Below are 25,591 nucleotides of genomic sequence, written 5' to 3' on the forward strand. Positions count from 1 at the left end.
ATATATGTTAACTTTAACATTCGATTCCAGAGAAAGAATTCCTTTTGTGGAGTTCCGCATACCCGATGGAAAATTTTGAAATAATAAGCCGAATTCAAATCTCAAAGGGGAGAGACTTTGAGCTACGCTCAAAGATCCCTATATTAGGAGTCGGATGACATGTTTAGAAAATGCTTTAAAATCGCCCTAGGCACAGCAGTAATTAGTTTACTATTGAGCAGCTCATCCTTATGGAGAGGGGGACTCGCGTCCGCTGAGGAGCTGCCGCCACAACCACCGTCACAAACAGCGCAGCAAGGCGAGCTTATACAAACGCGTGAGATTGATGTCACAGGTGACGGCAAACCTGATACAGTATCCCTGATAGGGATGAAGTCGGATGTTAGCAGTCCGTACTATAATAAGCTATTCATTACCGTCATAGGACCGGCTCAGACCCATGTTGTCATCCCGCTTGAGGGCGGGTATAATCCGCAGATGGATTTCTGTGATTTCATTCATGACAATCTGCCTCAAATCTATGTATCAGCGGAAACTGGTGGCAGTGGGGGGCTATCCAACTACTATATTTACTCACTGAAAAATAATGTTCCGACTGCTGTCCCGCTGCCTAGTCCACTTCATGTAAAGGCCACCTTCAAGAAAAATTATGTGGTAAAGATGAAGATTGAAGGGACAGGGAAGTCCTTCAAAATTGATATCAAAGACCGCAAGGACGATTACGAGAAATTCGGAGTGTACAAAAATGGCATCGTAGTGAAGCCTATTATTGTGGATGTTCATGGTTATGGCGCTCTGAAGCCGGTGGATGTAGATCGGGATGGGTACTGTGAGCTGAGGGGTGTTCAGCGAATCACCGGTATTGCGAATGCAGATACACTTGGCTACGTCATCTCCGTTTGGAAATGGAAAAAAGGGAAATGGATTTTAAAAGACGCTTCGATAGTCAAAACGCTGCCTGGCAAGTTACGTTAAAAAAAGACCGTCATCTCACGGAATGCATGGTTCCATGATGTGGCGGTCCTTCTTTCTATTAAAATCCTGCTTGCCGTTCTTATGCCCAGTTTCCTTTGCGGAATAAAGGCTCGCGGCTTCCATCTGCCAGAATGCCATCGATCTCCATGTCAGCTGAGCCGATCATGAAGTCAACGTGGATTAGGCTTTTATTGTAGCCATTCTGAACTAGCTCCTCGGGGCTCATCGTCGTTCCGTCTTCAATCGTGAACGGATATGAATTACCGAGCGCTACGTGACAGGAAGCATTTTCGTCGAATAAGGTGTTGTAGTAGATGAGCCCTGACTGTGAAATGGGGGAGTCATAAGGAACGAGTGCCACTTCACCCAAGTAACGAGCGCCCTCATCCATGTCCAGCATCTTATTCAGTACTTCTTGACCCACCTCAGCGGTCGCTTCGACAACTCGGCCATTTTCGAATTTCAGGCTGAAGCCATTGATTAAGGAACCTTGATAACTAAGCGGCAAAGTGCTGCGAACCGTTCCGTTCGTGCCATTTCGTGCAGGCATCGTAAATACTTCTTCCGTTGGGATGTTCGGCACGAAGAAAATGCCTCGCTCCGACTCGCTCCCTGCGGCAACCCATTGATGCTTAGGGGCTAGCTCTATGTATAAATCTGTACCAGGAGCTTTGAAATGAAGCTGCTTGTACTTTTTGTTGTTCAGTAAGTTCTGTTTTTCAGTCAGCGTCTCGATATGCTTTTTCCATGCTGCAACCGGATCATCTTTATCCACGCGAGTTAGCTTGAAAATCTGCTCCCACAGCTTCTTGATGCGCTCGGCTTCGCTCAAATCAGGAAATACCTTAGCCGACCATTCCGCTGTCGGGAAGGAGACCATCAGCCAGTTCACCTGATTGCTGCGCAAATATTTCAGGAACCCTTCGCGCGCAGTTGCTGTAGTTTTGCTAGAGATGGCGACCCGCTCAGGGTCTACATCTTTGAGCAAATCGGAGTTAGGCGCGTAGATTTGGAGGAAGGCTGCACCGTCCTTCGCCATCTCTTCCAGGCCGCTTGCTCGCCACATGGGGTACTCGCGCAGCGTGGATTCCGGGGCGTGCTTGATGCGCAACGCCTTCACTTCATCGTCGTCCCAGTCGATGACGACATCTTTGGCCCCGGCGTCGTAAGCCTTTTTCGTTAGCTTGCGCACAAAGTCAGCACAGGCGATTGGCGTCATGATGACGACGGTTTGGTCCTTTTGTACGTTTAATCCTACACGAATCGCAAGTTCTGCATATTTATCTAAATAATGTTCGAATGTCTCCATATCGCGGGCTCCTTTATATTTTAGTAAGATTTAGTGTATGATAGAAAATAAAACTTTAACCCGTGGGAGAAAGGCTGGGCGAATATGGAAACGAAAAGTACAACATTAAGCACTCCATCCAATTTCATTAAGAACATTGTAATCGAAGATCTGAAATCAGGCAAAGTCAGTCAGGTAATTACCCGATTTCCCCCGGAGCCGAACGGTTACCTTCATATAGGACATGCGAAGTCGATCTGTCTTAATTTTGAGCTTGCGGATGACTTCAAAGGGTTAACGAACCTTCGCTTCGATGATACGAATCCGGTAAAGGAAGATACGGAATATGTAGAATCCATTAAAGCCGATGTGGCATGGCTCGGCTTTCAGTGGGATGGTCTGTTCTTTGCTTCGGATTATTTTGAGGAAATGTACAACCGCGCACTGGTATTGATACGCAAAGGTTTGGCTTTTGTGGATGATCAAACAGCGGATGAAATTCGCGAAACGCGCGGGACGCTTACACAGCCGGGGTTAGATAGCCCTTATCGCGGACGCAGTATAGAGGAGAATCTCGCCTTGTTTGAGCGTATGCGTGCTGGTGAATTCAAAGATGGAGAGCGTGTTCTTCGTGCTAAGATCGATATGTCTTCGCCGAACATCAACCTCCGCGATCCGATCATTTACCGCGTTGTCCATGCCCATCACCATAATACGGGAGATGCTTGGTGCATCTACCCGATGTACGCTTTCGCGCATCCACTGGAAGATGCCATTGAAGGTGTTACGCATTCCCTCTGTACGCTGGAATTTGAAGATCAACGGCCTTTCTATGATTGGGTCATTCAAGAGTGCGAAATGCCAAATGTGCCTAGACAGTATGAATTCAGCCGCCTCGGTCTGACCAACACCGTAATGAGCAAAAGAAAGCTGAAACAGCTCGTTGATGAAAAAGCTGTAGACGGTTGGGATGACCCGCGTATGCCTACCATCTCTGGTTTGCGCCGCAGAGGTTTTACAGCAGAAGCTATTCGCAATTTTGTTCGTGAGCTTGGGGTTTCCAAAGGAGGCGGAGGCAGCGTCGTTGATGCTCGCATGCTGGATCACTTCATCCGTGAGGATCTGAAGTTGAAGGCGATGCGTACGATGGGTGTTCTGAATCCGCTCAAAGTCGTGATCACGAACTACCCTGAGGATCAAGTCGAAATGCTGGATATGGAGAACAACGCAGAGAATCCGGAGATGGGCAATCGCCAAATTCCGTTCTCCCGCGAGATCTACATTGAGCAAGACGATTTCATGGAAAATCCGCCAAACAAATATTTCCGGTTATTTCCTGGTAACGAAGTGCGGTTGAAAAATGCCTACTTCATCAAGTGCAATGACTTCATCAAAGATGAGAACGGCAAAGTGGTTGAGCTGCACTGCACTTATGACGTGGAAACGAAAAGCGGCAGCGGCTTTACGGGTCGTAAAGTCAAAGGAACGATCCACTGGGTAGATGCGAAGAGTGCTGTACCTGCGGAGTTCCGTCTGTATGAGCCGCTGATTCTCGATAACCAAGAGGACGAGGATGCTTCGTTCTTGGAGAATTTGAATCCAAACTCGTTGCAAATTGTGCAAGGTTTCGTGGAAGACAATATGAAGCAAGCGCAGCCGCATGATAAGTTCCAATTTTTCCGCCACGGCTATTTCAACGTAGATCCGAAATATACAACAAGCGACAAACTGGTGTTTAACCTGATTGTTTCGCTGAAAAGCTCGTTTGAAGTGTAAGATTGGGCTCGCTTGAGTCCATATAAAGATTAGAAATCCTAGTGAAAACTAGGGTTTTTTGTTGTATAGGCAGCCAGACGAGGAAAAAAACGATTTTGAGAAAATATATTTTTTTCACAAATATCCAGTAATATAAACGATATATCCCTATTTCTTAAGGAGAGTGCCGCGTGACAACCGTCTTGGTGGTAGATGATGATCTTAATATTTGCCGGATTACGAAGCTGTACTTAGAAAAAAGCGGCTATGCGGTACAGACCGCAAATGACGGAGAGCAGGCTCTAACCCAGTTCGATGAGCTGCACCCAGATTTCATTGTACTTGATATTATGATGCCCAAACGCGATGGCTGGGAGGTCTGCCAGAAAATTCGTGCGAAGAGTGATGTTCCCATTCTCATGCTGACGGCAAGAGGTCACGTGGATGAGCGAATTGAAGGTTTGCAGATGGGCGCCGATGATTATCTGGTGAAGCCCTTTGACCCGAATGAACTGGTTGCTCGTGTGACCACGATTCTCCGCAGGACGCTGCTCCGCACAGAAGCTGCTGCACCGGCTCATCTATATGAAGTGGGCAGCTTGCGAGTGGATAGTCTGTCCCATGACGTGACTGTAGAAGGGCAGTTCGTTGCTTTGCCCAAGAAAGAGTATGAGCTGCTGCTGTTTTTCGTGCGAAACCCGAATCAAGTTTTTACCCGGGAGGACCTGATCGCCAAAATATGGGGGTGGGATTTCGAGGGTGAAGACCGCGTTGTGGATTTATATATTAAACGTTTGAGACAAAAGCTCTCTGCTTTGACGGACAGGAAAGAGGACTGGAGCATCCGTACCGTATGGGGTGTCGGGTATAAGTTTGAGGGTCCTGGTGCATGCTGAACTCCTTTTACCGTAAGCTGCTATTTATTTATATTTCTATAACTGTTGTGTCCATTCTTGCCATTTCAGGAACTATTGGCTATTCGATGAAACAGAAAACCTATGAACGCAGCGAGAAGCTCCTTCTAGAGAAGGTGGAGCAAGTTGGTGAACTGGCCAAGGATTTGTTCGATAACTCGACACAGCTGAAGGATTTCCGTAAGCAGATTAGCGCCATGGAGAAAACGTCGAACGTTCGTGTTGCCGTTATTAAGCATCCCAGAGCAAATCTGGATAAGATTCAGGCGGTGGGCGAGGCCCCAGCACGTAAAGAATGGGTGGATAAAGTACTGTCGGGTAATCAAGTGACGGTGCAAAGCAATTTTGCTCAAAATAGTACGGTGAAAATGCTCATTGTCGGGCGACCTGTCATGCAGGAGAATCGGGTCATTGGCGGGATTTTCTTATATACTCCAATAGTAAATATTCAAGGCACTATCAATGGCATTAATCGAGCGATATTCCTATCTGCCTTAACGGTTGCTTTACTTGCGATTGCTGTCCTGTACTTCGTTTCCAGACATTTTATGAAGCCGATTCAGCTCATGAGTAAAACCGCAGAGGCTTTGGCCTTGGGGGATTTCAGCGGAAGGGTACCTGTTAGAGGGAAGGACGAAATCGCTTCGCTGTCAGGATCTCTGAATCGCATGGCCGGTAAATTGCAGAAGGTAGAAGAGGGACGCAAGCGATTTCTATCCGAAATTTCCCATGAGCTGCGAACGCCGTTGACGACAATTCGTGCTTCCCTTCAAGGGATAACGGATGGCGTTGTTGAGCCTGAAGATGCGAAAGAATTCATCCAAGTTTCTCTTCAGGAAACCCTTCGACTGAGCCATTTGGTTGATGATTTGATGGAGCTGTCGTCTTTTGAGGAGAAGCAGGTCAAATTAAACCTCCAGAATGTCGATGTACCTGAATTAATAGGGCTGGTGGTTACCCAACTCAAGATGAAAGCTAAAGCAAAGCAGATCGAATTGAGCTCAGAGGCGGAGGGGCCTTATTTGGTTTATGCGGATGCAGACCGGTTGAGGCAGGTGTTTATCAATTTGCTGGACAATGCCATTAACCATATTCCTGAGGGGTCCTCGGCGGGTATTCGAGTAAAAGTAGTCAAGAACGAACGCTGGATAGAAGTGTGGGATAACGGTCTTGGTATCGCGCCAGAGAAACTGCCTCATCTATTCGACCGTTTCTATAAAACGGATGAAAGCCGCAACCGTTCCGGTGCTGGCCTCGGTTTGACAATCAGCAAACACATCGTAGAAGCTCATGGCGGTTCGATTCGAGTGGAATCTCAACCTCAAATGGGTACGGTATTTAAAATATTTTTGCAGTCGCCTATGCTTCGCCGCATGACAAACTTATGACATAACTATTTGGTAAGATAGGGTTCGTAAGGTAAACATAACCATAAACGAATCGAGGAGCGATACTTATGTTGAAAAAATTAACAGGACTAGCGTTGGTAGGTGCAATTGTATTAACAGTTCCGATTGCGGCTTTTGCCGAGAATGCACAGGGCACTGCTCCAGCGCCAACAAGCAAATCCACTAAACCAGTTAAGCAGCTGCTTCAGGATAAAGCACAAATATTTGGCGTATCAACAGATGGTAAAACGAATGAGCAGATCAAAGCGGAGCTTCAAGCTTTAAGCGCAGCCAAACACACGGAGCAATTGAAGAAAGCGGCAGCGAAGCTGGGGATTAGCACAGACGGCAAAACAGCGGAACAGCTGAAAGTTGATATTCAAGCTGCTGTTCAAGTGAAGCTGAAAGAAAAAGCGGCAAAGCTTGGTGTTAGCGCGGATGGGAAAACGAATAAAGAGCTGAGAGCAGCGCTTAAGGCAGCTGTTTTACCGAAACTGCAAGAGAAAGCGGCTAAGCTCGGTGTTTCCACCGATGGAAAAACAAATAAAGAGATTAGAACTGAGCTGCAAGCGGCAGCTTTGACGAAACTGCAAGAAAAAGCAACAAAAGCGGGTGTTGCAACGGAAGGCAAGACAGCCAAGGAAATACGCGCTGCTTTAAAGGCGAGTAAAGAAGACAAAAAGGCAGAAGCAGTGAATAAAAAAGCTGCTAAATTAGGTATTTCTACGGAAGGTAAGACCACCGAGCAGGTGTTTGCTGAAATAGAAAGTGCACTGAAAGCGAAATGGGAGAAGCAGGCGCAGAAGTAGGGTAAGAAATTGGCACAGAAATAGGGTAAGGATAGGAACAAACCTCGAGGGCGGCCTCGGGGTTTGTTTTTTGAGCGCATAGATAAATGAATTCTCACTTGGTGAGTGATCTTGCTTTCAATGTGTCAGTCTTTTTGGCTTAAATGGTCTAAAGTTGCACAATTACAACAATGACTTTGGCTATTCAGAGCTTAAGAAAAGCTAGTAGTCCATAAAACCATAATTCCCCATAAAAATAGGAAACCTCGAGGGCGGCCTTGGGTTTCCTATTTTTGATTAATAAAGAGAATATCTCGCGAATCTGCATTAGGTGCGATGAAATCAAACAACCGTTCCGCTTCCTCGGCAACCTCAGCGTGATCAACCTGAGATAATGGCTCGAATAAGTTGATGGTCAAAATAGCCGATTTGCGTTTCTGTGTAATGGACCAAATACCTCGAACAAAACCATCGATGATCAGCGTGGCCCGGATGATGCCATTGTCCGTGAACACCAGATGCTTATCTTCATCACGCATGATGCGGGTGCGATCGTCGTAGGACAGGAGCATATTGTCGAACTCCGATAGGAAACGAGGCGGAGCTGGGGTTGTAGGGTCCGGCCGAGGAGCTTCCGGCAGGTCGAACAGTTCGTTTCCTTGCTCGTCGCGGAAGGAGAGCAAGCTGGGGCGCAGCCGCTCGATCACCTCGCGCAGCCGAGTAAGCCCGGACCAGACCTGCATATCCTTGACGGATGCAGGTCCGAAGGCCGCCAAGTAGCGCAGCAGCATGGCCTCGGGGTCCTGCCCTTGTGCCAGCGGGCGGCCGAGCCAAGCCTCCGCTGTGGTGTGGGCGGCGTGCCCGCTGGCGCCCCAGATGCCGCGGGGCGGCACCTGAACAAGCGGCAGGCTGCAGCGCACCGCTTGAGCGAGAGCAGTGGCATCGCGCTGCGGCCACTGGGCTTGAAGGCGCTTGCCGAGCTCACTGAAGGTGAGCGGCTGCGCCTCGAGGAACGCTCGCCCGGCTGCGGCGAGCGCGTCAAGATCCAGTTCGGCAAGCTTCTTGCCGAACGTGCCCTTTAAGGCACGGTCCTGCACGGACTGCAGGACGGGGCGCAGCGTCAGGCAGTCTTCGGCCGTGACGAGGTGGATCGTCGAGCGCATGAGTGCGATGCGCACGATGCTTCTGTCCATGATGTGCTGGGACAGCTCCTCATGGCGAAAGTTCTGCAGTCTAGTCCACAACGCCACGTAGGGTGGGTTAGGAGCTTGCGCCTGCAGGCCAACGAGGTGCCGGACAGCCTGGAGGCTGGGCATATCCGAGCGCTCGAGGAGCAATTGCCGAGCTAGTAGTGCTCGGTTTAAGGCACGCTGACTGAGAATTGGGCTGGCGCACCCGGTCATTACGGGTTTCGAAATGTCCATTTTCGCGCAGCCCTCGTCTGAAGAATTGATTAACGACATGTGAATATGCCTCCTATGATTTGAACGATCATTCGCTATATAAATTCCATTATATAACAATTTACTGACAACGTAATGTCAGGGAGGAAAGCATGTTTGTGTGGTGTTTTGCTTGCAGGGAAAAATTAAGTCTTATTTAAGCTAATCAGAATATATAAAATTTTATAAAGTTGTTCGAAATATAAAATTTCCTTAATTTTCATATTACTAACTTTAGAATTTAGTATAATAGATTCCGTGTTTATAGACATTGGATTTATTTACTAGCTACTTGGAGGGGAATTAGATGAGAGTTAATGTTCATCGTTTTACTGCTTTTATTCTGTTAATGACTATGATTTTCAGTTATGCAATGCCTGCTTTAGGTTCTGAGGCAGTGAAAGTGGAATTAAAAGACACTTTTAATTCTTACGCTAAAAAAGAGATTGACTCTCTGGTTGATTCTGGAATTATTTCTGGTTATGCAGACGGAACATTTCAACCACAAAAAGCGATCACTAGAGCTGAACTTGCTAAAATCCTAGTACTCTCTTTGGGATTGAAAGAGGATCCTACGAAAGCAGAGTCCTTTAAGGATATAAATGCTACAAGTTGGTATCGAGGATATGTCGGGGCACTCGTAGCCTCGGGAATCACGCAAGGCACTTCACTTACATCCTTTTCTCCGGAAGCCAAAGTGACACGTGAAGAATTGATCGTTTTTTTCATTCGTGCACTTGGATTGGACGAGATAGCTTCTAAGTCGCCTATTATCAATACTTTTTCCGATAAAAATCTAATAGCTGATTGGGCTAAATCACCAGTTTCCTTAGCTGCGCAGATTGGTTTCGTCAATGGAACAGAAGGTCAGGATAGATCCACTCGATTTAATCCTAAGGATCCTGCAGAGCGTCAAGCTCTTGCTAGACTAGCGTATGAATTTAAGAATCATGCTTCTCAATATGTCAACAAAGCAAAGGAATTAACTAAGGGGCAGCAGGGTTCTTTAGTTACAACACTAGAAGCAACGAATAACACTAGTATTGAAGTGACATTTTCGTCGGAGTTAACTTCAGTAAATAAAGAGGATTTTTCATTTGATAATAATTTGCAGGTTATAGAGGCTGCTCTCAAATCAGGCAGCAAATCAATTGTCTTGTTGACGACTTCTGCTCAAACAAAAGATATATCCTACAAATTTACCTACAAAGGTATATCTACGGATAAAAGTGTTGTGGGGGCAGCAGCAGTACTTGGCTTTTTTGGAGGCGGAGGAGGCGGCGGCTTTGTTGGGGCTCCTTCCGTGGAACAGCAATTAGCTAGTGGTGCAGCACTGGACACGATCACCATTAAAGCTACAGGCACTTATGGTCCTGCTAGTGGTCCGGCCACGACAGTTCAAAATCTCATTATTAATCCGGGTCCATCCGGTGAGATTACACTGCGAAATATTAATCCTCAGCAGTTAGAGATTCTGTCCGGAGCCGTAAGCTCAATTAAATTATATAATTCCCATGTAAGATTATTAAAAATAAACGCTATCAATAATAATGGCCAGAGTGTACGAATTGTTGTAATGGACGGAGCTATTGTTTCGGACACAGAGGTGAGTTCCCAAGCAATTTTGGAATCATCCTCTACACAAGGTACTTTAGGTAAAATTAAACTTGCTGCCGCTGCGGCAGGAAAAGATGTTACGCTCAAAGGAAATATTGACGGTGAAGTAACAGTAGAAGCACCGGATGTTAATATCCAGATCGATCTTCCTTCAGATGGCAATCTCCTCCCGACAATAATCAAGTCCCTAAAGTTGAGAAGTAACGCAAAAATAGATGCTACACCAGGTACGGTGACACAAGGTGTCTATGTAGCAGTACCTAATACAACGCTGATTGTTAATGGATCCGGTGAACTTCAGAACGTGGAGCTACCTAGTGGGTCGTCAGGTACGACGATTCAAGTTGGCGCAACGGCAAATATTAAAACAGTAACAGCGGATACGATTGTTACTGTTACAGGGGCTGCTGAGGCTATTGCAAAGATATTGAGTGGTAATGGGGACTTACAGATTAGTGATGACCTTTTATCAAAAGTAAAAACGGAAGCGATTAAGCTTGCAAACCAATCGATTCAAGCAGCAGCTGGTATTGGTTCAGACCTCTCTGCTCATATTGCTCTTTTCGAAGCTGCTGAAAAAGCTATGGCAATCGCTAAGGTATTTGGGGCAGTAGACTTTGATTTTACTAACTTAACAGAATTTCAATCCATGAAAAAGTCAATATTTGATTTCAGAGATCAAGTAAACAATCTCCAATTGCTATTCCAAGCAGGTGACACAGCCCTATCTGTTACACAAATACCTAAGTTTTCTAAAGTAGAGGGCAACGATATTGTATTAGTGTGGAATTCAGACAGGTCAGATCTTTTTTCATCTTGGGGTCCATTAGAAAGACCAGCATCCGGAGCAGGTGATGCTACAGTGAATGTAAAGGCAACCTTATACAAAATGGCATATGCAGTAACAAAATCTTTTGTCATCAAAGTGAAGGAATATGACTCCGAGGTTGTTGCTGTCAAGAGTTTACGTTCCGACCTGTTGTTGGTTCAATTCGATCATCCCGTCATGAATTCTCAAGCGGCCGATTACCAATTTGACCATGGACTTGAAGTTGTGAATGTCACCCAGTATCCACAGTTAAAAAACTATGTGTTATTAACAGTCCGTGAGCAAATAAGTGGCACTAATTATCAGGTGTCGTATAAACATGAAAATGCGAATGTTTCCTTTATTGGGAGTGTTCAGGATACTTGTTCAAGTACTACTTGTCCGATGCCATCTTCAGCACCTATACCCATGATTCCGTTGCCAGGGGTGAATATTCCTGGTTTTGTGGTTGGATTCGTCTACGAGAATACGGAATCAGGTCTTAAGGGAATCCCGAATGCAACTGTAGGGTTAATTGGAACTAATAAGACCGTTCAAACCAATAACAATGGATTTTACAGTTTTGACCAAGTTTCACCAGGTAACCCTTATTCCGTCCATGTAACAAAAACGGGATATTCAACGTCTACAACAAATGATTTTGTTATCGGTTCTGGTGAACCCTATGCTGTGGGGCCTGTCATTCTACATACAGCACCAAAGATTATAACCGGTTTGCAAGCAAGTATTTTGGGTCCTGCGAGTATACAACTATCTTGGAGTCAATATTGGGTTGATGCTGTAAATGGTATTACCTATAAAGTGTATAAAGATGGTACAGAAATCGCTAGTACACCTTGGATACCACTTATTACAATTGATTCTCTACAAGCAAATCAATCATACAACTTCTCCGTCAAGGCTTGTAATGATATGGGTTGTTCGGAGCCAACTGCGATTTCTGTCAAAATGCCACAAGCTCTGCAAGTTGCTGGTATGAAATCATACTCTGTAACAGACCAAGTATATAGCGAGCTTATTAAGACTCCATCAGCAAATAATCGATTTGTATTTTCTAATGGAATCAACGCAGATTACTTACTTGTTGTATTGATGGATAGTGATTTTGTGCCTATTCCGGATGCTCCTCTGCTAAAAGGAACGTTAGATATTTCTGAAGCTAGTATTAAAGTATTAGGTTTGTCAACACCGGTTACTGGAGAACTGATAACGAATAACGGAATAACTTACTATAAAATAAGTTTTTCCAATAAACCTGTTCCAATCATAGGCGCCAATATTTACAATATTCATGGATTAAAGTACACAGTTAATGGTCAAATAAGTAGCTTGCAAGATATACAATTCACTATTGTATTCGAATGATGTAATTCCTCAAAAGGCTCTTCTCAAACCGAGTATTCGGCTGGGTTGAGCCTTTAGTTGTTGAATGCCATTGAGAAAGCTACAATAAAGAAAACCAACATAGGTAAGGAGAACTTACTATGATCAACATCGGTCTAGCCGGCTGGGGCGACCATGAGTTAGGCGGCAGCAAAGGGAAGCTGCGGGAGTATGGCGCACACTTTCCGGTTGTGGAAGTGGACACTTCTTTTTACGCGATCCAACCGGAGCGCAATTATTTAAAATGGAACCAAGAGACGCCAGAACGCTTTGGTTTCATTATTAAGGCATACCAAGGAATGACAGGTCATTTGCGGGGAGAGAATCCTTTTGCAGGTGGGATGGAGCAAATGTTTGAGGTTTTCTTACAGTCGATCCGACCTGTTCAAGAAGCGGGGAAGCTTAAAGCTGTTCTGTTTCAGTACCCGCCATGGTTTGATTGCAACAAGACGAATGTGGATATGCTGCGTGATGCTAAAGAAAAGATGGGGGATGTACCCGTAGCGCTGGAATTCCGTCATCAGAGCTGGTTTACGGAGGAAATGTGCGAAAAGACGCTCACCTTTATGCGACGAGAGGGTTGGATGCACAGCATCTGTGACGAGCCTCAGGCAGGGATTGGTTCGGTCCCGACAGTGCTGGAGGTTACCCACCCCGAGATGACGATGGTTCGATTTCACGGCCGCAATGTTGGCGGTTGGGTGCAAAACAACGAGGCGAATTGGCGTGACGTACGGTACTTATACCATTACAATCAGCAGGAGCTACTGGAGTGGAAGATGTGGCTGCTAGAGCTGCGGGAGCAATCGCGAGAGGTATGCGTGATCTTCAACAATAATTCTGGTGGACATGCCGCAGGCAATGCCAAGGAATTGATGGGGCTGCTCGGTTTAGAATATGAAGGGCTGGGACCACGGCAGTTGGATTTGTTTTAGCAATTGAAAAGGGCTTGTTTAATTGCGTGTTTACAGATTTTCGGGCTATAGTAAGGGTTATAAGTAATTGGCTGAGTATAAGCAAAGAGGAGAGTTAGACAATGGTTGGTGCCATCATCTTAGGTATTATTGCCCTTTTGATCATAATAGGTTCGACATTCTGGGTAACGAAGAAAGCATACTCCCGTAAATGGGATGAAGAAGATAACGATTGAGGATAGAGACACTGACTACGAAATGGAATGCCAAAGCGCCAGCCTTCAAATGAAGGTTGGTCTTTTTTTTATAAAAAGGGGCATTAGCCTTAGAGATATTGACATTTGCTACTAAAGGAATTAGGATGTTATAGATAATGATAATCATTCTCATAATATTGAAGGAGAGATAACTATTTATGCATACCCATTTTTCTGCTGCAAATCGTACATATGGAGTTAAGCTGCTTGTTTTTGTTACGACGATCATGCTGATCCTAGCTGGCTGCGGACAACAAACAGACACTTCGAAGTCGGATGCTGCAGCTACCACGAATACGAAGAAAGAAAGTCAACCCGCTCAATCCGAAGAATATACCGTTAAGCATGCCATGGGCGAAACAAAGATAAAAGGTACTCCCAAAAAGGTTGTCGTGTTAACGAATGAAGGTACGGAAGCCGTTCTCTCGATGGGGATTAAGCCGATTGGTGCGGTGAAGTCTTTTACATTAGGGGATTGGTATGATCATATCAAAGCGGATATGGAAGGCGTGAAAATAGTTGGGGATGAAAACCAACCGAATTTAGAAATGATAGCTTCCCTAAAGCCTGATTTAATCATTGGAAATAAGGTTCGTCAGGAAAAAGTATATGAGCAGCTGTCTGCTATTGCTCCTACCGTATTTTCGGAGAGATTATCAGGTGATTGGCAGATCAACTTCAAGCTGTATGCAGAAGCTTTGAACAAAAAGGCTGAGGGCGATAAAATCATTGCAGATTTCGAGAAACGTATCACAGATTTCAAAGCAAAAGCAGGCGATCAGTTAAAGACGAAGGTGTCGATTGTTCGTTTTATGCCGGGTAAAGTTCGTATCTATATGAAGGATACATTCTCCGGTGTTATTCTCAATAAACTGGGCTTTGAGCGGCCAGCTTCACAGAATCAAGATAAATTCGCAGATGATCTGACGAAAGAACGTATTCCGGATATGAACGGGGACATTCTATTCTACTTCACATGGGATAACGAAAAGGGAGAAGCGAACAAAATCGAGCAAGAATGGACGAATGATCCACTGTGGAAAAACCTCGATGTCGTGAAACAAGGCAAAGTGCATAAAGTAAGTGATGCGGTTTGGAATACGGCAGGCGGAATTAAAGCTGCTAATTTATTGCTGGATGACTTGGAGAAGTATTTTCTGAAAAAATAATTCGCTTAAAGCGGAATTACTTATAGTAGGAAGTGAGAGAGTGGACAAAGTTGTCCGCTCTTTTTTATTAAATGAGTTTAGCGGTTTAGTTGTCAGGTATACGCTTTCTTGCTATGATTGAAGCAGTAAATATAAAAGGTGGCTGGCCGATGAACCGAATGGAGGCCGAATTTAGTAACCTAGTGAAGGCTTACCGCAAAAAGCATATGGGCAAGGGGCCGGAGCGCGTGATGACGACCTTTTGTAAGTGCTGGGCGATATGCGAAATGGCAGGAAACCTCTCTCCCGTAGAAAAGTTTATGGCGAAAACCGGCGATGGCAGACAAATGCTCCGCACGGCTCGCACGGAAATGGTGAAAGAGATTTATAAGGACCACCCCCCTATCGAAATGGAGGAGCTGCTTGGCGCGAAGTTCGTTAAGCTGTTCGTTGATATCGATATTGAGCTGGATGAGGGGATGTCGGTGTTCGTTTTTGATCAGGATTTGGAAAAGAAGTTTTGTAAGTAGAGATGTTGGTAACCCGACAACTCGACTACTTGGTAGACTAGTAACCGGGCAACGCGACAACTCGAATTACTTGGTAAACTAGTAACCAGGCAACCCCACAACACGACTTCCTGACTTCCGACTTGAGATGATGTAAAAAGTGCATCTATTTTCGGTTAAATAGCGATGAAATCGGAAAAGCTGCAAATTGTGCAGTAAAATCAGCTGCTTTTGACGTTTTTGCATGTATCAGGCTAGATTAGCTGTAGGTAATGCAGCAAATTCATTAAATCTAGGAATTTATGCCCGTTTTGCTGCACTTTATGCAGTATTCGGTTCAGGTGAAAGCCATTTAGTAAGTGGAATTCTGTAAATAAATGCTCAAATAGCGACATATACATAGGTAAAGGTGCTTGGCACTTGGTAGCGAACCTGCCGGAGACTAACCACTGTGAGACATGACTTGAGGCTTCCTCTGATGAGAGGAGGTCTGGGGATTGTTTTGCGGTGGTTTTTTGCTTGCTGGGGTGCTGTTAGGGTAGCTATTGGGTGTACGGAGTAGGGGGAAGGGATAGCGATAGGATGCTGCGCGAGATGGAAGTGGGGGAAGTAACTCAGGAATCTGAGCAAATGGGATAGTGGTTAGAGTGAGGTGTGAGCAAGTGTTTTCGGAGAGTTGTTCGCAGGTACGAAGGTGCAAAAATAACATAGATTAAGAGTAAGAGTAAGAGTAAGAGTAAGAGTAAGAGTAAGTGTAATTGCAAGAGCAAGAGCAAGAGCAAGAGCAAATGAGTGGAAGAGATAAAAAATAGAACCAAAGGAGCGTTTTTAAGATGGGGAAAACGAAGCATACGGGGCCAATCAAGCTGCCTGCTAAACCAGATCCGAAGCTGTGGGTCAGCAAGGTGCCGTTCGGGCTTGGGAAAATAAAGCCGCAGCATATTCGCGAAACGGCAAAAATCGCCTGGCAGAATCGCGATAATCTGCCCTATGCGTATCGCATTCTGACGCAAGGCGTGTGCGATGGCTGCGCACTAGGCGTGTCAGGGCTCTACGACCAAACGCTGGCAGGGCCGCATCTCTGTACAACGCGGCTGAATGTGCTGCGTTTGAACACGATGCCGGCGATTCGGGAGGAGCTGCTGCATGCAGACATTGACGAGCTGAGCCGCATGAGCAGCACCGAGCTCAGACAGCTCGGGCGTATCCCTTATCCGCTCATCCGCCGCCATGGGGAGCGGAAATTCAGCCGAGCCACTTGGGATGAGGCGCTGGACACGATTGCAGGAAAGATGCGTACGATCGATCCGAAGCAGATGGCTTTTTACTTGACGGCTCGGGGGATTACGAACGAGTCGTACTATGTGGCAGCGAAGGTGGCAAGGTTGCTCGGTACGAACAACATCGACAACGCCTCGCGTATCTGCCACTCCCCGTCGAAGACGGCTCTTAAGCGCTCCGTTGGCGTGGGCGCTTCGACGTGCAATTACAAGGACTGGATCGGCACGGACGTCCTTGTGTTCTGGGGCAGCGTGGCCGCAAATAATCAGCCGGTCTCGACGAAATATATGTACGCGGCCAAGCGCAAAGGGACGAAGATCATTGTCATTAACCCGTACTACGAGCCGTCCATGGAGCAGTACTGGATTCCTTCGATTCCCGAATCCGCGTTATTCGGGACGAAGCTGGCCGACGATGTGTATCAAGTGAACATCGGCGGGGATATCGGCTTCATGAACGGCGTCATGAAGGTATGGTTCGAGATGGAGGAGCGCGAACCGGGCTCCGCGATTGACCATGCGTTCGTGCAGGCGCACACGAACGGGCTAGAGCAGCTGCGCGCCCACGTGGCGCAGCAGGACTGGACGACGCTTACGCAGTCGTCCGGCCTCACCCGCGAACGCATGCGCGAGTTCGCGGAGCTGCTGGCCCGTGCCAAGAGCGCGGTTTTCGTGTGGAGCATGGGGCTCACACAGCACCGCTTCGGCACGGACAACATCTCGCAGGTGGCGAATCTCGCCCTCCTGCGGGGCTTCCTCGGCCGCGAGCACTGCGGGCTGATGCCCATCCGCGGCCACAGCGGTGTGCAGGGATCCGGCGAAATGGGCGCCGATCCCTTCAGCCTGCCGGGCGGCGAAATCGCCAGTGCCGCCGACCGCGCAAGAATCGAGCAGCTCTGGGGGTTCGAGCTGCCAAGCTGGCAGGGTGACATCGTCGGTGTCACCCTCGAGAACGCGCTCCTGCCCGAGGAGCAGGAGCGGAAGCTCCGGATGTTCTACACATCCGGCGGCAACTTCCTCGAGACGATGCCGGACCCGGCATTCGTCCGCGAAGCCCTCACAAGCATCGATGTCCGTGTCCACCAGGACATCATCTTGAACACCTCCACGCTGCTTGATGCGCGGGAGGCTGTGGTGGTGCTGCCCGCGATGACGCGTTACGAGCAGCCCGGAGGGGGCACGTCCACCTCGACGGAGCGGATGGTGTACTTCTCACCCGAGATCGCCGGCCCCCGCATCGGCGAAGCCCGCGCGGAATGGGCGATCTACGTGGATCTCGCCCACCGCGTGAAACCGGATGCCGCCGAGCAGCTGGGCTGCGGCAGCGCAGAAGCTATCCGCGCGGAAATTGCTCTCGCCGCGCCAAGTTACAACGGCATTGGGCACCTGCGTGAGCGCGGTGATGTATTTCAATACGGCGGCGCGTGGCTGTGCGAGGACGGCGTCTGTCCGACGCCGGATGGCCGCGGCGCGCTGCTGCCGATCGAGCTTCCGGAGCTGCGGAAGCCGGAAGGGCATTTCGCGGTGACGACGCGCCGCGGCAAGCAGTTCAATTCGATGATCTACAGCGACATCGATCCATTCAATGAAGCAGATCGCTACGATGTGCTTATTCATAACGACGACGCTAGCGCGCTCTCTTTGAATGAAGGGGAGGCGATCGTCATCTATAACAGCTACGGCAGCATGCACGGAAGGGTAAAGCATGCTGAGGTAAAACCAGGCAACATCGAGGTGCATTGGCCAGAAGGCAACTCCTTGATTCCCAAAGGTGTGTATGAGCAGTATGCAGGCATCCCAGAGTATAACACAGCAGTCATTGTAGAGAAGGCAGAAACCTATCACGCTCACAAGGATACACGCTACGTTGAACGACGTATTCAAGAGCTTGAGACAGAAGTGGAGTGAAGACGATGGACGACGAACAGGATATCTCTCACGCTCCTAATGCGGACACAGCACCTCAATCTCATCCCTCACTTCAATCAACGACATCATGGGGGATTTACCGATATAATGGAACGGAGGTACTCTCTCAAGAGGATACCATCGCAACAGAAGCGCCGCTCACCATCAAAATTGATGGCGAGGAATTCGCAACACTCGTCTATACGCCGACCGATACCATCGATCTAGTCACAGGCTTTCTAGCCTCCGAAGGCCTGATCCGATTCGTGGATCAGATCGAGTCGCTCACGCTGGAAGAGGAGCGGGGCTTCGTTCATGTCAAGCTGCGTCATCTCCATCAATTAAGTCAAAAGATGGTGTCCAAGCGCTTCATCGGTTCCTGCTGCGGGAAAAGCCGCCAGTTCTATTTTCACAACGACGCTCGTACCGCCAAAACCGTTAATACGAAGCTCCAACTATCGATTCAGCAGTGCTTTCATCTTATGAATCAGCTGCAGGAGCAATCGGCTGATTTTCAGGCGACGGGAGGTTTGCATAATGCAGCTCTTTGCACGGCTAACGAACTGCTCCTCAGCAGGGCGGACATTGGCAGGCATAACGCACTAGATAAAATTTATGGACACCTATTAAGGCAGCGAATTCCTGTTCGCGATAAGGTCATAGCCTTCAGCGGAAGAGTCTCTTCCGAGGTCGCTCTCAAAGCCGCAAAGATCGGCGTCGGTATCCTTTTGTCGAAATCTGCCCCGACAGATCTGGCACTTCGCTTGGCTCAGGATCTAGGGATTACGGTTGTTGGCTTCATCCGAAGGGATCAATTATCGGTGTACACGCACCCCGAACGTATAACGGAATGTCGATAAAGCCCCTATTTTGTGGAAAAATTTGTATTGTTTCTCTATCTTAATTATGCTAGATTCTAGCTATTGCCATCTTTTGTAAAGAGAGGAACACAACTATGGGGAATTGGAATACTTTTACGAAAAAAGGAATCGTAGCGCTGCTTGCAGCCTTCTTACTTGTCTCCTTGCAGGGCCCTCTACCATCTTATGCAGCTGAAGTGAATGCGGAGGTTCCAAAGGTTATTGAGAAGACATCACCTTCGGTTGTAGCCATTATTGGGAAGCCATCATCTGATTCGGATAGAACCTTAGACAAGAATCGCTTTAATCTCGCGCACGGAACGGGTGTCATTGTAGAGTCAAATGGTGTTATCGTGACGAATGCCCACGTAGTCAAAGATATGAAAAATATCGTCGTCGTTACGTCTAACGGTACAACCTATAATGGACACGCAACGAATATCGACGAGGAAAGCGATTTAGCCTTGGTCAAAATCGATGCCACCGGCTTATCGCCTGCGAAATTCGCCTCTTCCTCCGATATTAAAGTGGGTGAAACCGTAGCCGCAATCGGGACTCCGATTTCTTTTGCCCTAAGGAACTCCGTCACCGTTGGGATTGTCAGCGGGCTTGACCGCTCTGTGAACTCGCAGTATCAGCTTATTCAAACGGATGCGGCGATTAACCCTGGCAACAGCGGGGGCGCTTTAATCAACATGAATGGCGAAGTTATTGGTATTAATACGATGAAATATGCGGATTTCGGCGTCGAAAATCTCGGGTTCGCGATTCCGGTGGATACCGTCAAATATGTATTAAAGCATTTTCAGCTTTACGGCAAAGTTAAACGTCCTTATCTCGGTCTGGAGCTGGAAGAAAGCTGGGAAGCGGTTGTAGGTTTACCAAGTTCTACGGGTTTAAGAGTTGCTTACGTAGATCCGGTTTCACCAGCGGCTGGGGCTGGCATTCAGCAAGATGACCTATTCGTATCGATCGGTACAAGTAAAGTGAAGACTCTGGTGGATTACAATGAGGCGATTAAGAAGTATTTGCCGGGTGAAACGATCGAAATAACTATACAATCTGGTAATGCTACCAAATCGAAGTCGGTTACACTCGGAGAAGCGCAGCAACAGGAAACGAAACATACGCAGGACGCTGAGGGTTCTTACTTGGATGCGGACCGCGGCAAAACGAAAATCGGCGACAGCCACTACGGATGGTCCATGAAATACCCCGCGGGCTTAGTGAAAGGTCATCAGTCCGATGATGGCGACTCCGTCAGTTTCGTGGATGCGAAGGGGGATTTCTCCCTAACGATTAAAGTAGAAAGTAATCAAAGCGACGAGCTGTCACCTTCAGCACTTCTGAACAGATTGGTTAGTGATGATGAGGACGATTATTCCGGTGCGGCTTCAACCATTTTAGAGCGTCAGTATGTGAAGCGCGAAGGTAATCCCTATGCCAAAATTGTTGGTCGTTCAGGAGATGATGGCTATATCCAGACTCGTGGATACCTTCACCAAGGCAGCTTATATACGGTGCAATTATTTGTATCGAAAGAGCATTACAATAACAATTTTAAGCAAAATAGCTACAATGATCTGCTGGATAGCTTCAAGCTTTCCTTTAATGATAAGGATGAGTCGCTTAAAGACATTTCAGTCTACTCTGGCGGCAATACTACCTACACGAATGAATATGGCTTATCCTTTGATTTGCCCTCCAATTGGCAGCAAGGCGGTTATACGGGCGGCTCCTCCTTCTTTAATGATGATTATTCCCAAATGCTTCAAGTCGGCGTAACCTCGGCCTCATCTGGTGACACACTGGGAGCGTGGGTAGATCGTCAGCGTAAGCAGTTTGAAGATTCTTATGCCCCCAAATACCGCAGTATGGAAGAACCCGAGGAGCTAACCTTAGCCGGTGTGCCTGCTCTGAAATTAACCTACGCGAGTACGTTAGGCAATAAGTGGAGTGCGGGCTATTCCCTCTTTTTTATCAAGGATAAGTATAAATATGTGGTGGATGTGAGTTATCCGCAAGAGGAAGAGGGGGCAACGCTTGAGGATCTCCTGAAAACCTTAACTGCTACCATCAAAGTGGACAAAGACAGTATGGATCAAGAGCTTGGCTTCATTCAGGATCTGGATGAACTCATGGATCCGAATCGTACAGTTACTTACAAAAATGAGAAATTCAAATACACGCTGCAAATTCCAGAGATCTGGACCATCAGCAACTCTTACGATAGCAAAGATCAAGTGAATAAGACGTTCCTCTTCACAGGCGGGTACTTGAGCGTTGGTGCAGAAACGAAAACGACTTACGAAGAGATGGTTAAAGAGGAAGATGCCGCTCAGAAGAAAAGTCAAGATAACGATAATGACTATACGTTTACCGATGCGGAAATCTCGCTTTTCGGTGATTTGAAAGCCAAAAAATATGAGATCAGCTATGCAAGTGCCAAGATACCTTACAAGGAAACGATCTACATTTTCAATCAAAATAATATTTCTTACACGGCAACGCTCCGTATTGATGATGCGGTACGCACCGAAACCAATCAGGCTCGACTCAATAAGGCTTTTGAGTCGTTCAAATTTTTGGACGGTGTGAAAAAATAGAGCTGCGCTAATCAGGAAACCTCTCATCGGTCCAGGCTGAAGGGAGGTTTCTTGTTTTAACCTTTGATGACTTCTCTAAAGGGGATACTAACACATGAATATCAAGCTCGCTCGGACACTTATCTGGCTGCTTTTCATAGGCTTCACGAGCTGTTTGCTGTATTGGATGTTTCTAGGCTTCGGGCGGCATATGCACACTACAGGTCAACTTGCTTACAATGTCGTCCCTTTTCGAACAATTGGTATGTATGTGCTGTATGCCGATTCTTTTTCTACGCGGACTTGGATCATTAATTTGTTTGGCAATATTGGTGTTTTCATGCCTTATGGTTTTTTACTGCCTTATTTAAATCGCTCTGCAAGACGTTATGGTACGTTTCTTCTGTACTTCGGATGTCCTCTTATAGGCTTGGAATTGCTGCAAATGCTGCTGCGGGTAGGCAGCTTCGATGTCGATGACGTGATACTGAATGCGCTTGGCGCCAGTATATCCTTTGTTCTTTTCGCGGTTATTGGACGTAGCTTAAAAGGAAGAGAATCAAAAAGAAGGTATAAAATGTGACCAAATGCCTCAACATAGCGGGTGTAACGAAATAACCCCAGAGGAGGAATTTAATAGCCATGACACAGCCAGATTCAAGTTTACAATCACAAAATCCGATATCCTCAGCGCAAAACTCGGTAGATAATGTCCATGCAGCCGTTTCTCGTGCGATGTCTCATCCAACACCTCAGACGAAGGAAGAGGCTCAGAATTCAATCACTCACGCGGAGAGAGCGCTAGAGCAGGCGACGGATCAATCCGATTCGCCAGCGGTGCAGCAAGCCGTCCAATCATTGAACGATGAAAAGGCAAGGCTCCAGAGTAACCAATAATATAAAGAGGTTCCTCCATTTTACCAAAGAACGGTTTCTTTTTGTTTTAGAAAAATGAGAGGCTGCCCCTCAGTCATTTTTTTTGACTTTTGGGACAGCCTCTTTTTACATTCAATTGAGATGTTTTGCGGATTGGGGCTGACACCAAAATGATAAATCCATAAGAGGTGCAGCTTTTTCATGGATAGGTGCAGGCAGCCATCTATTATGCTTCCACTAAGGGGAAACTAGAGATGCATTTACGTGAAATATGCGCTAATTCAGCAATGAGGAACGTACAGACGCTATTTACGTGAAATATGCTCTATTCAAGCTAAAGAGGAACGTACAGACGCTATTTCATTGTTTTTAGCTCCGAATCACACAAATTTCATCGAATAACGCCCTCTCGTTCCGCCAATTCAACTTTCAGCGCATTTCATCCACTTTAGCGTCTTGTCGTTCCGTTAAGAACAACTCTGCCCCAAAAAGCCCCCGCTATTGTGGAAGTTTCTGGGACAGCCGCTTGCTTATCTGCTGCTTATTTATGATATAGCGTATAGCCCGGATCTTCCGGCACTTCAATAGCAATGATACGCAGGCCTTGATCGCTATCAGCTCTCAGGTGAAGAGTTTCACCTTCCATTGTGGCTTGGACTATCGCGAAGTCTTTGTGGGACCAAGCTTGAAGCTTCTCCGCGGCGAGTTCACTTGTGCCTTGACCTCGAATAACAAGGAAGGTTAGCGGGCGGCTTGGTGTAAGTGTGTAGCTGAACTCGGAACCAGGCTCAAGGCTCCAATCGTACATGTTAACGTCCGCATCCAGCTTAATGGGAGAATCCCCGCCGATTACGGTTTTCAGTGTTGCTCCAGCGATATGGCGGATTGAGAATTTCTCATGCTCATATTGATGGTAAGCGGCAGGTTTTTTCACGGTCTGACTAAGGTGCGGCTCGAACCAGATTTGCATCGCTTCGCTGCCAGCTCGGCGGAATGCCTCCGCGTGATAAACACCGGAACCAGCTTGAATGACTTGCGCGCCTCCATTTGTTACTGTTTCCAAGGAACCAAGGGAATCTTGGTGTTCTACGAGACCATCAATGACATAAGTGACAATTTCGAACGCTTTATGAGGATGCATACCGATCTCCGATACTTCAGAAGCTTTGCCCCATGCCCAGTAGAATAAGGAACCGACGCGGTCAACAGCCGTTTTTTCACCCGGAAAGCTGATAGCTCGTTGTTCCAGGAACTTTCCTCCGTCAAAAGCGCCAACACCCTGTTGCTCAGCTGAAAATACTTGAATTTTCATAGTAGCAGCCCCTTTACTATAAAATATTTAATTACTTACTATATGTAAGTATTATATGTCTTTTCAATCCGTCTGTCAAAGCCTTAGCTGGTCAAACTGGGGTAGATCTTGACTTCGCATCTACCCCGAACTACAATTTCTAATGTAAGGAGTGTGCCTATAATGAAAATGCAAAACTTTAAATATGAAGGAAGCGGACTTAATCGCTTTTTTGGCCCCTTAGAAGCAAAGATTATGGAAATTCTCTGGACCAACTCGCTGGAAATGACGATTAAAGATGTCCAACAGAAGTTGGATCAAGCCAAAATCATCAATTTCAATACCGTTATGACCGTTATGAATCGCTTGGTAGCCAAAGGAATTCTGCAAAAGAAATCCGTTGTAAGATCGTTTAAGTACAAACCCGTCGTTACGAGAGATGAGTTCATGGAAAAACAATCCAAAGAGCTTACCTTTGACCTTATCGAAGAATTTGGTTCCTTGGCAGTCACCCATATGGTGGATGCGCTTGATAAAGTAGACCCCGATCTGCTTGACAAGCTGGAGCAAAAAATTAAAGAAATCAAAAAGGATCGATAACGATGATGGAAACACGTTTTAAATGGTTGTATGCAGCGTCACTCGCCTTATCGGTGGCTATTCTAGGACAAATGTTACTCTTTGCTCTTCAATATATTTTTAAATGGAAATCGTTATTTAATATATTTGATTTGTGTGTTATTTTATTTAAAGATCTTCATGTACCTGCACCAATTGCTTGGAATGTAGTGAACGCTCTTATCCTCTACTCGTTTAGTGCAATCCTTTGGATATCGGCTCGGCATGCCCTCGGCTCCATCAAAGCGATGAAGCTCGTTAAGAAGTATCAAGACCCTCAGTTATCAAAGCAATACCGCGATAAAATTCAGCTGGGTGAAGATCAGTTCCAGATTATTTCTTACAAAGCTCCCATCGCGATGACGATAGGGCTGTGGAAGCCGCGGATGATCTTATCATCCGGACTTATGGACATGCTGGAACCTAATGAGCTGCGCGCAGTTATCGAGCATGAGAAGTGCCATATGAGGCACAGAGATCCACTTGCCATCTTCCTGCTTTCGATGATATCCAAGTCGATGTGGTACATTCCGATTTTCGCTTGGATGGCAGAGAAATACCCCATCATGATTGAACTTCGGGCAGACAAATATGCCATTACACAAATGAAACAATCCGCACATTTAGGCAGTGCTCTCCTCAAACTACTCAAACAAGCACCAACACCGCATATATCCTTATCTCACGCCTCATTCGCCGAAACATCAATGAATGTACGCATCATGCATATTCTCGATCCACAGATGAAAATTTCATTCAAATGGCCCCTAGTACGGCTACTCATTTCGCTCTTAACAATTATTTTACTTGTGGGACTTATCTAAGATAGGATACCCTGATAACCATGATTACATTTAGCAGCCGGAGCCCGTGTCAGATAAGTTGACGGGCTTCGACAAAAACTGCAGAAAAGTCTTGACTTTTCGGATATCCAAAACTACACTTTGTAGTGTGGGAAATTATATA

General features: G+C 46.5%; 19 protein-coding genes. 16 read left to right on the forward strand and 3 right to left on the reverse strand.

Annotated elements, in window-relative coordinates; translation table 11 throughout:
- Positions 1 to 159 precede the first annotated feature (159 nt).
- Positions 160 to 975 (forward strand): YybI family spore inner coat protein, encoded by an 816-nt coding sequence (locus tag GC102_RS22415; protein WP_171691463.1) that lies wholly within the window; start codon positions 160 to 162, stop codon positions 973 to 975.
- Between the two features lie 79 nt (positions 976 to 1,054).
- Here GC102_RS22415 and GC102_RS22420 read toward each other — a convergent pair whose 3' ends face one another.
- The gene (locus tag GC102_RS22420; RefSeq protein WP_171691464.1) at positions 1,055 to 2,284 is read right to left on the reverse strand and encodes an aminopeptidase; all 1,230 of its coding nucleotides are present in this window, start codon (positions 2,282 to 2,284) and stop codon (positions 1,055 to 1,057) included.
- An 84-nt stretch (positions 2,285 to 2,368) separates the two neighbouring features.
- On the opposite strand from GC102_RS22420, the gene GC102_RS22425 reads away from it, so the two are divergent.
- The 4 genes from GC102_RS22425 (at position 2,369) to GC102_RS22440 (ending at position 7,129) form a co-directional block, all read left to right on the forward strand.
- Positions 2,369 to 4,039 (forward strand): glutamine--tRNA ligase/YqeY domain fusion protein, encoded by a 1,671-nt coding sequence (locus tag GC102_RS22425; RefSeq protein ID WP_171691465.1) that lies wholly within the window; start codon positions 2,369 to 2,371, stop codon positions 4,037 to 4,039.
- A 170-nt stretch (positions 4,040 to 4,209) separates the two neighbouring features.
- Positions 4,210 to 4,914, forward strand: coding sequence for a response regulator transcription factor (locus GC102_RS22430; RefSeq protein WP_171691466.1), 705 nt, complete (start codon positions 4,210 to 4,212; stop codon positions 4,912 to 4,914).
- Positions 4,908 to 6,320 carry a sensor histidine kinase gene (locus GC102_RS22435; RefSeq protein ID WP_171691467.1) on the forward strand — a complete coding sequence of 471 codons (1,413 nt, stop codon included), beginning with the start codon at positions 4,908 to 4,910 and terminating at the stop codon, positions 6,318 to 6,320. The genes GC102_RS22430 and GC102_RS22435 overlap by 7 nt, the downstream gene beginning before the upstream one ends.
- 68 nt (positions 6,321 to 6,388) lie before the next feature.
- Entirely contained in the window at positions 6,389 to 7,129 is a 741-nt protein-coding gene (locus tag GC102_RS22440; RefSeq protein ID WP_171691455.1) for a hypothetical protein, read from the forward strand.
- A 266-nt stretch (positions 7,130 to 7,395) separates the two neighbouring features.
- Here the strand turns inward: GC102_RS22440 and GC102_RS22445 are convergent, their stop codons facing one another.
- Positions 7,396 to 8,571, reverse strand: coding sequence for a winged helix DNA-binding domain-containing protein (locus GC102_RS22445; protein WP_246321066.1), 1,176 nt, complete (start codon positions 8,569 to 8,571; stop codon positions 7,396 to 7,398).
- 286 nt (positions 8,572 to 8,857) lie between these two features.
- Here GC102_RS22445 and GC102_RS22450 point away from each other — a divergent pair, with 286 nt between their 5' ends.
- From GC102_RS22450 to GC102_RS22490, 9 genes are all read left to right on the forward strand, one after another.
- A complete protein-coding gene (locus GC102_RS22450) occupies positions 8,858 to 12,361 on the forward strand; it encodes an S-layer homology domain-containing protein (protein WP_171691468.1) in 3,504 nt (1,167 codons plus the stop codon).
- Positions 12,362 to 12,480: 119 nt separating this feature from the next.
- Positions 12,481 to 13,314 (forward strand): DUF72 domain-containing protein, encoded by an 834-nt coding sequence (locus tag GC102_RS22455; protein ID WP_171691469.1) that lies wholly within the window; start codon positions 12,481 to 12,483, stop codon positions 13,312 to 13,314.
- Positions 13,315 to 13,708: 394 nt separating this feature from the next.
- Positions 13,709 to 14,719, forward strand: coding sequence for an ABC transporter substrate-binding protein (locus GC102_RS22460; RefSeq protein WP_246321067.1), 1,011 nt, complete (start codon positions 13,709 to 13,711; stop codon positions 14,717 to 14,719).
- Between the two features lie 149 nt (positions 14,720 to 14,868).
- On the forward strand, positions 14,869 to 15,228 hold the full coding sequence (locus GC102_RS22465) for a Na-translocating system protein MpsC family protein (RefSeq protein ID WP_171691470.1): 360 nt from the start codon (positions 14,869 to 14,871) through the stop codon (positions 15,226 to 15,228).
- A gap of 812 nt (positions 15,229 to 16,040) precedes the next feature.
- Positions 16,041 to 18,395 (forward strand): FdhF/YdeP family oxidoreductase, encoded by a 2,355-nt coding sequence (locus tag GC102_RS22470; RefSeq protein WP_171691471.1) that lies wholly within the window; start codon positions 16,041 to 16,043, stop codon positions 18,393 to 18,395.
- A gap of 5 nt (positions 18,396 to 18,400) precedes the next feature.
- A complete protein-coding gene (gene fdhD / locus GC102_RS22475; RefSeq protein WP_171691472.1) occupies positions 18,401 to 19,255 on the forward strand; it encodes a formate dehydrogenase accessory sulfurtransferase FdhD in 855 nt (284 codons plus the stop codon).
- Between the two features lie 95 nt (positions 19,256 to 19,350).
- Positions 19,351 to 21,861, forward strand: a complete 2,511-nt coding sequence (locus tag GC102_RS22480; protein WP_171691473.1) for a trypsin-like peptidase domain-containing protein — start codon at positions 19,351 to 19,353, stop codon at positions 21,859 to 21,861.
- Positions 21,862 to 21,955: 94 nt separating this feature from the next.
- Entirely contained in the window at positions 21,956 to 22,423 is a 468-nt protein-coding gene (locus tag GC102_RS22485; protein ID WP_171691474.1) for a VanZ family protein, read from the forward strand.
- A gap of 59 nt (positions 22,424 to 22,482) precedes the next feature.
- Positions 22,483 to 22,737 (forward strand): hypothetical protein, encoded by a 255-nt coding sequence (locus GC102_RS22490; protein WP_171649582.1) that lies wholly within the window; start codon positions 22,483 to 22,485, stop codon positions 22,735 to 22,737.
- Between the two features lie 520 nt (positions 22,738 to 23,257).
- Here GC102_RS22490 and GC102_RS22495 read toward each other — a convergent pair.
- A complete protein-coding gene (locus GC102_RS22495) occupies positions 23,258 to 24,028 on the reverse strand; it encodes a pirin family protein (RefSeq protein WP_171691475.1) in 771 nt (256 codons plus the stop codon).
- Between the two features lie 162 nt (positions 24,029 to 24,190).
- On the opposite strand from GC102_RS22495, the gene GC102_RS22500 reads away from it, so the two are divergent.
- Positions 24,191 to 24,607 (forward strand): BlaI/MecI/CopY family transcriptional regulator, encoded by a 417-nt coding sequence (locus GC102_RS22500; protein WP_171691476.1) that lies wholly within the window; start codon positions 24,191 to 24,193, stop codon positions 24,605 to 24,607.
- Between the two features lie 2 nt (positions 24,608 to 24,609).
- Positions 24,610 to 25,449, forward strand: coding sequence for a M56 family metallopeptidase (locus GC102_RS22505; protein WP_171691477.1), 840 nt, complete (start codon positions 24,610 to 24,612; stop codon positions 25,447 to 25,449).
- Positions 25,450 to 25,591: the final 142 nt, after the last annotated feature.

Origin of the sequence: Paenibacillus germinis (assembly GCF_013141785.1) — a bacterium.
Taxonomy (GTDB): domain Bacteria; phylum Bacillota; class Bacilli; order Paenibacillales; family NBRC-103111; genus Paenibacillus_E; species Paenibacillus_E phytorum.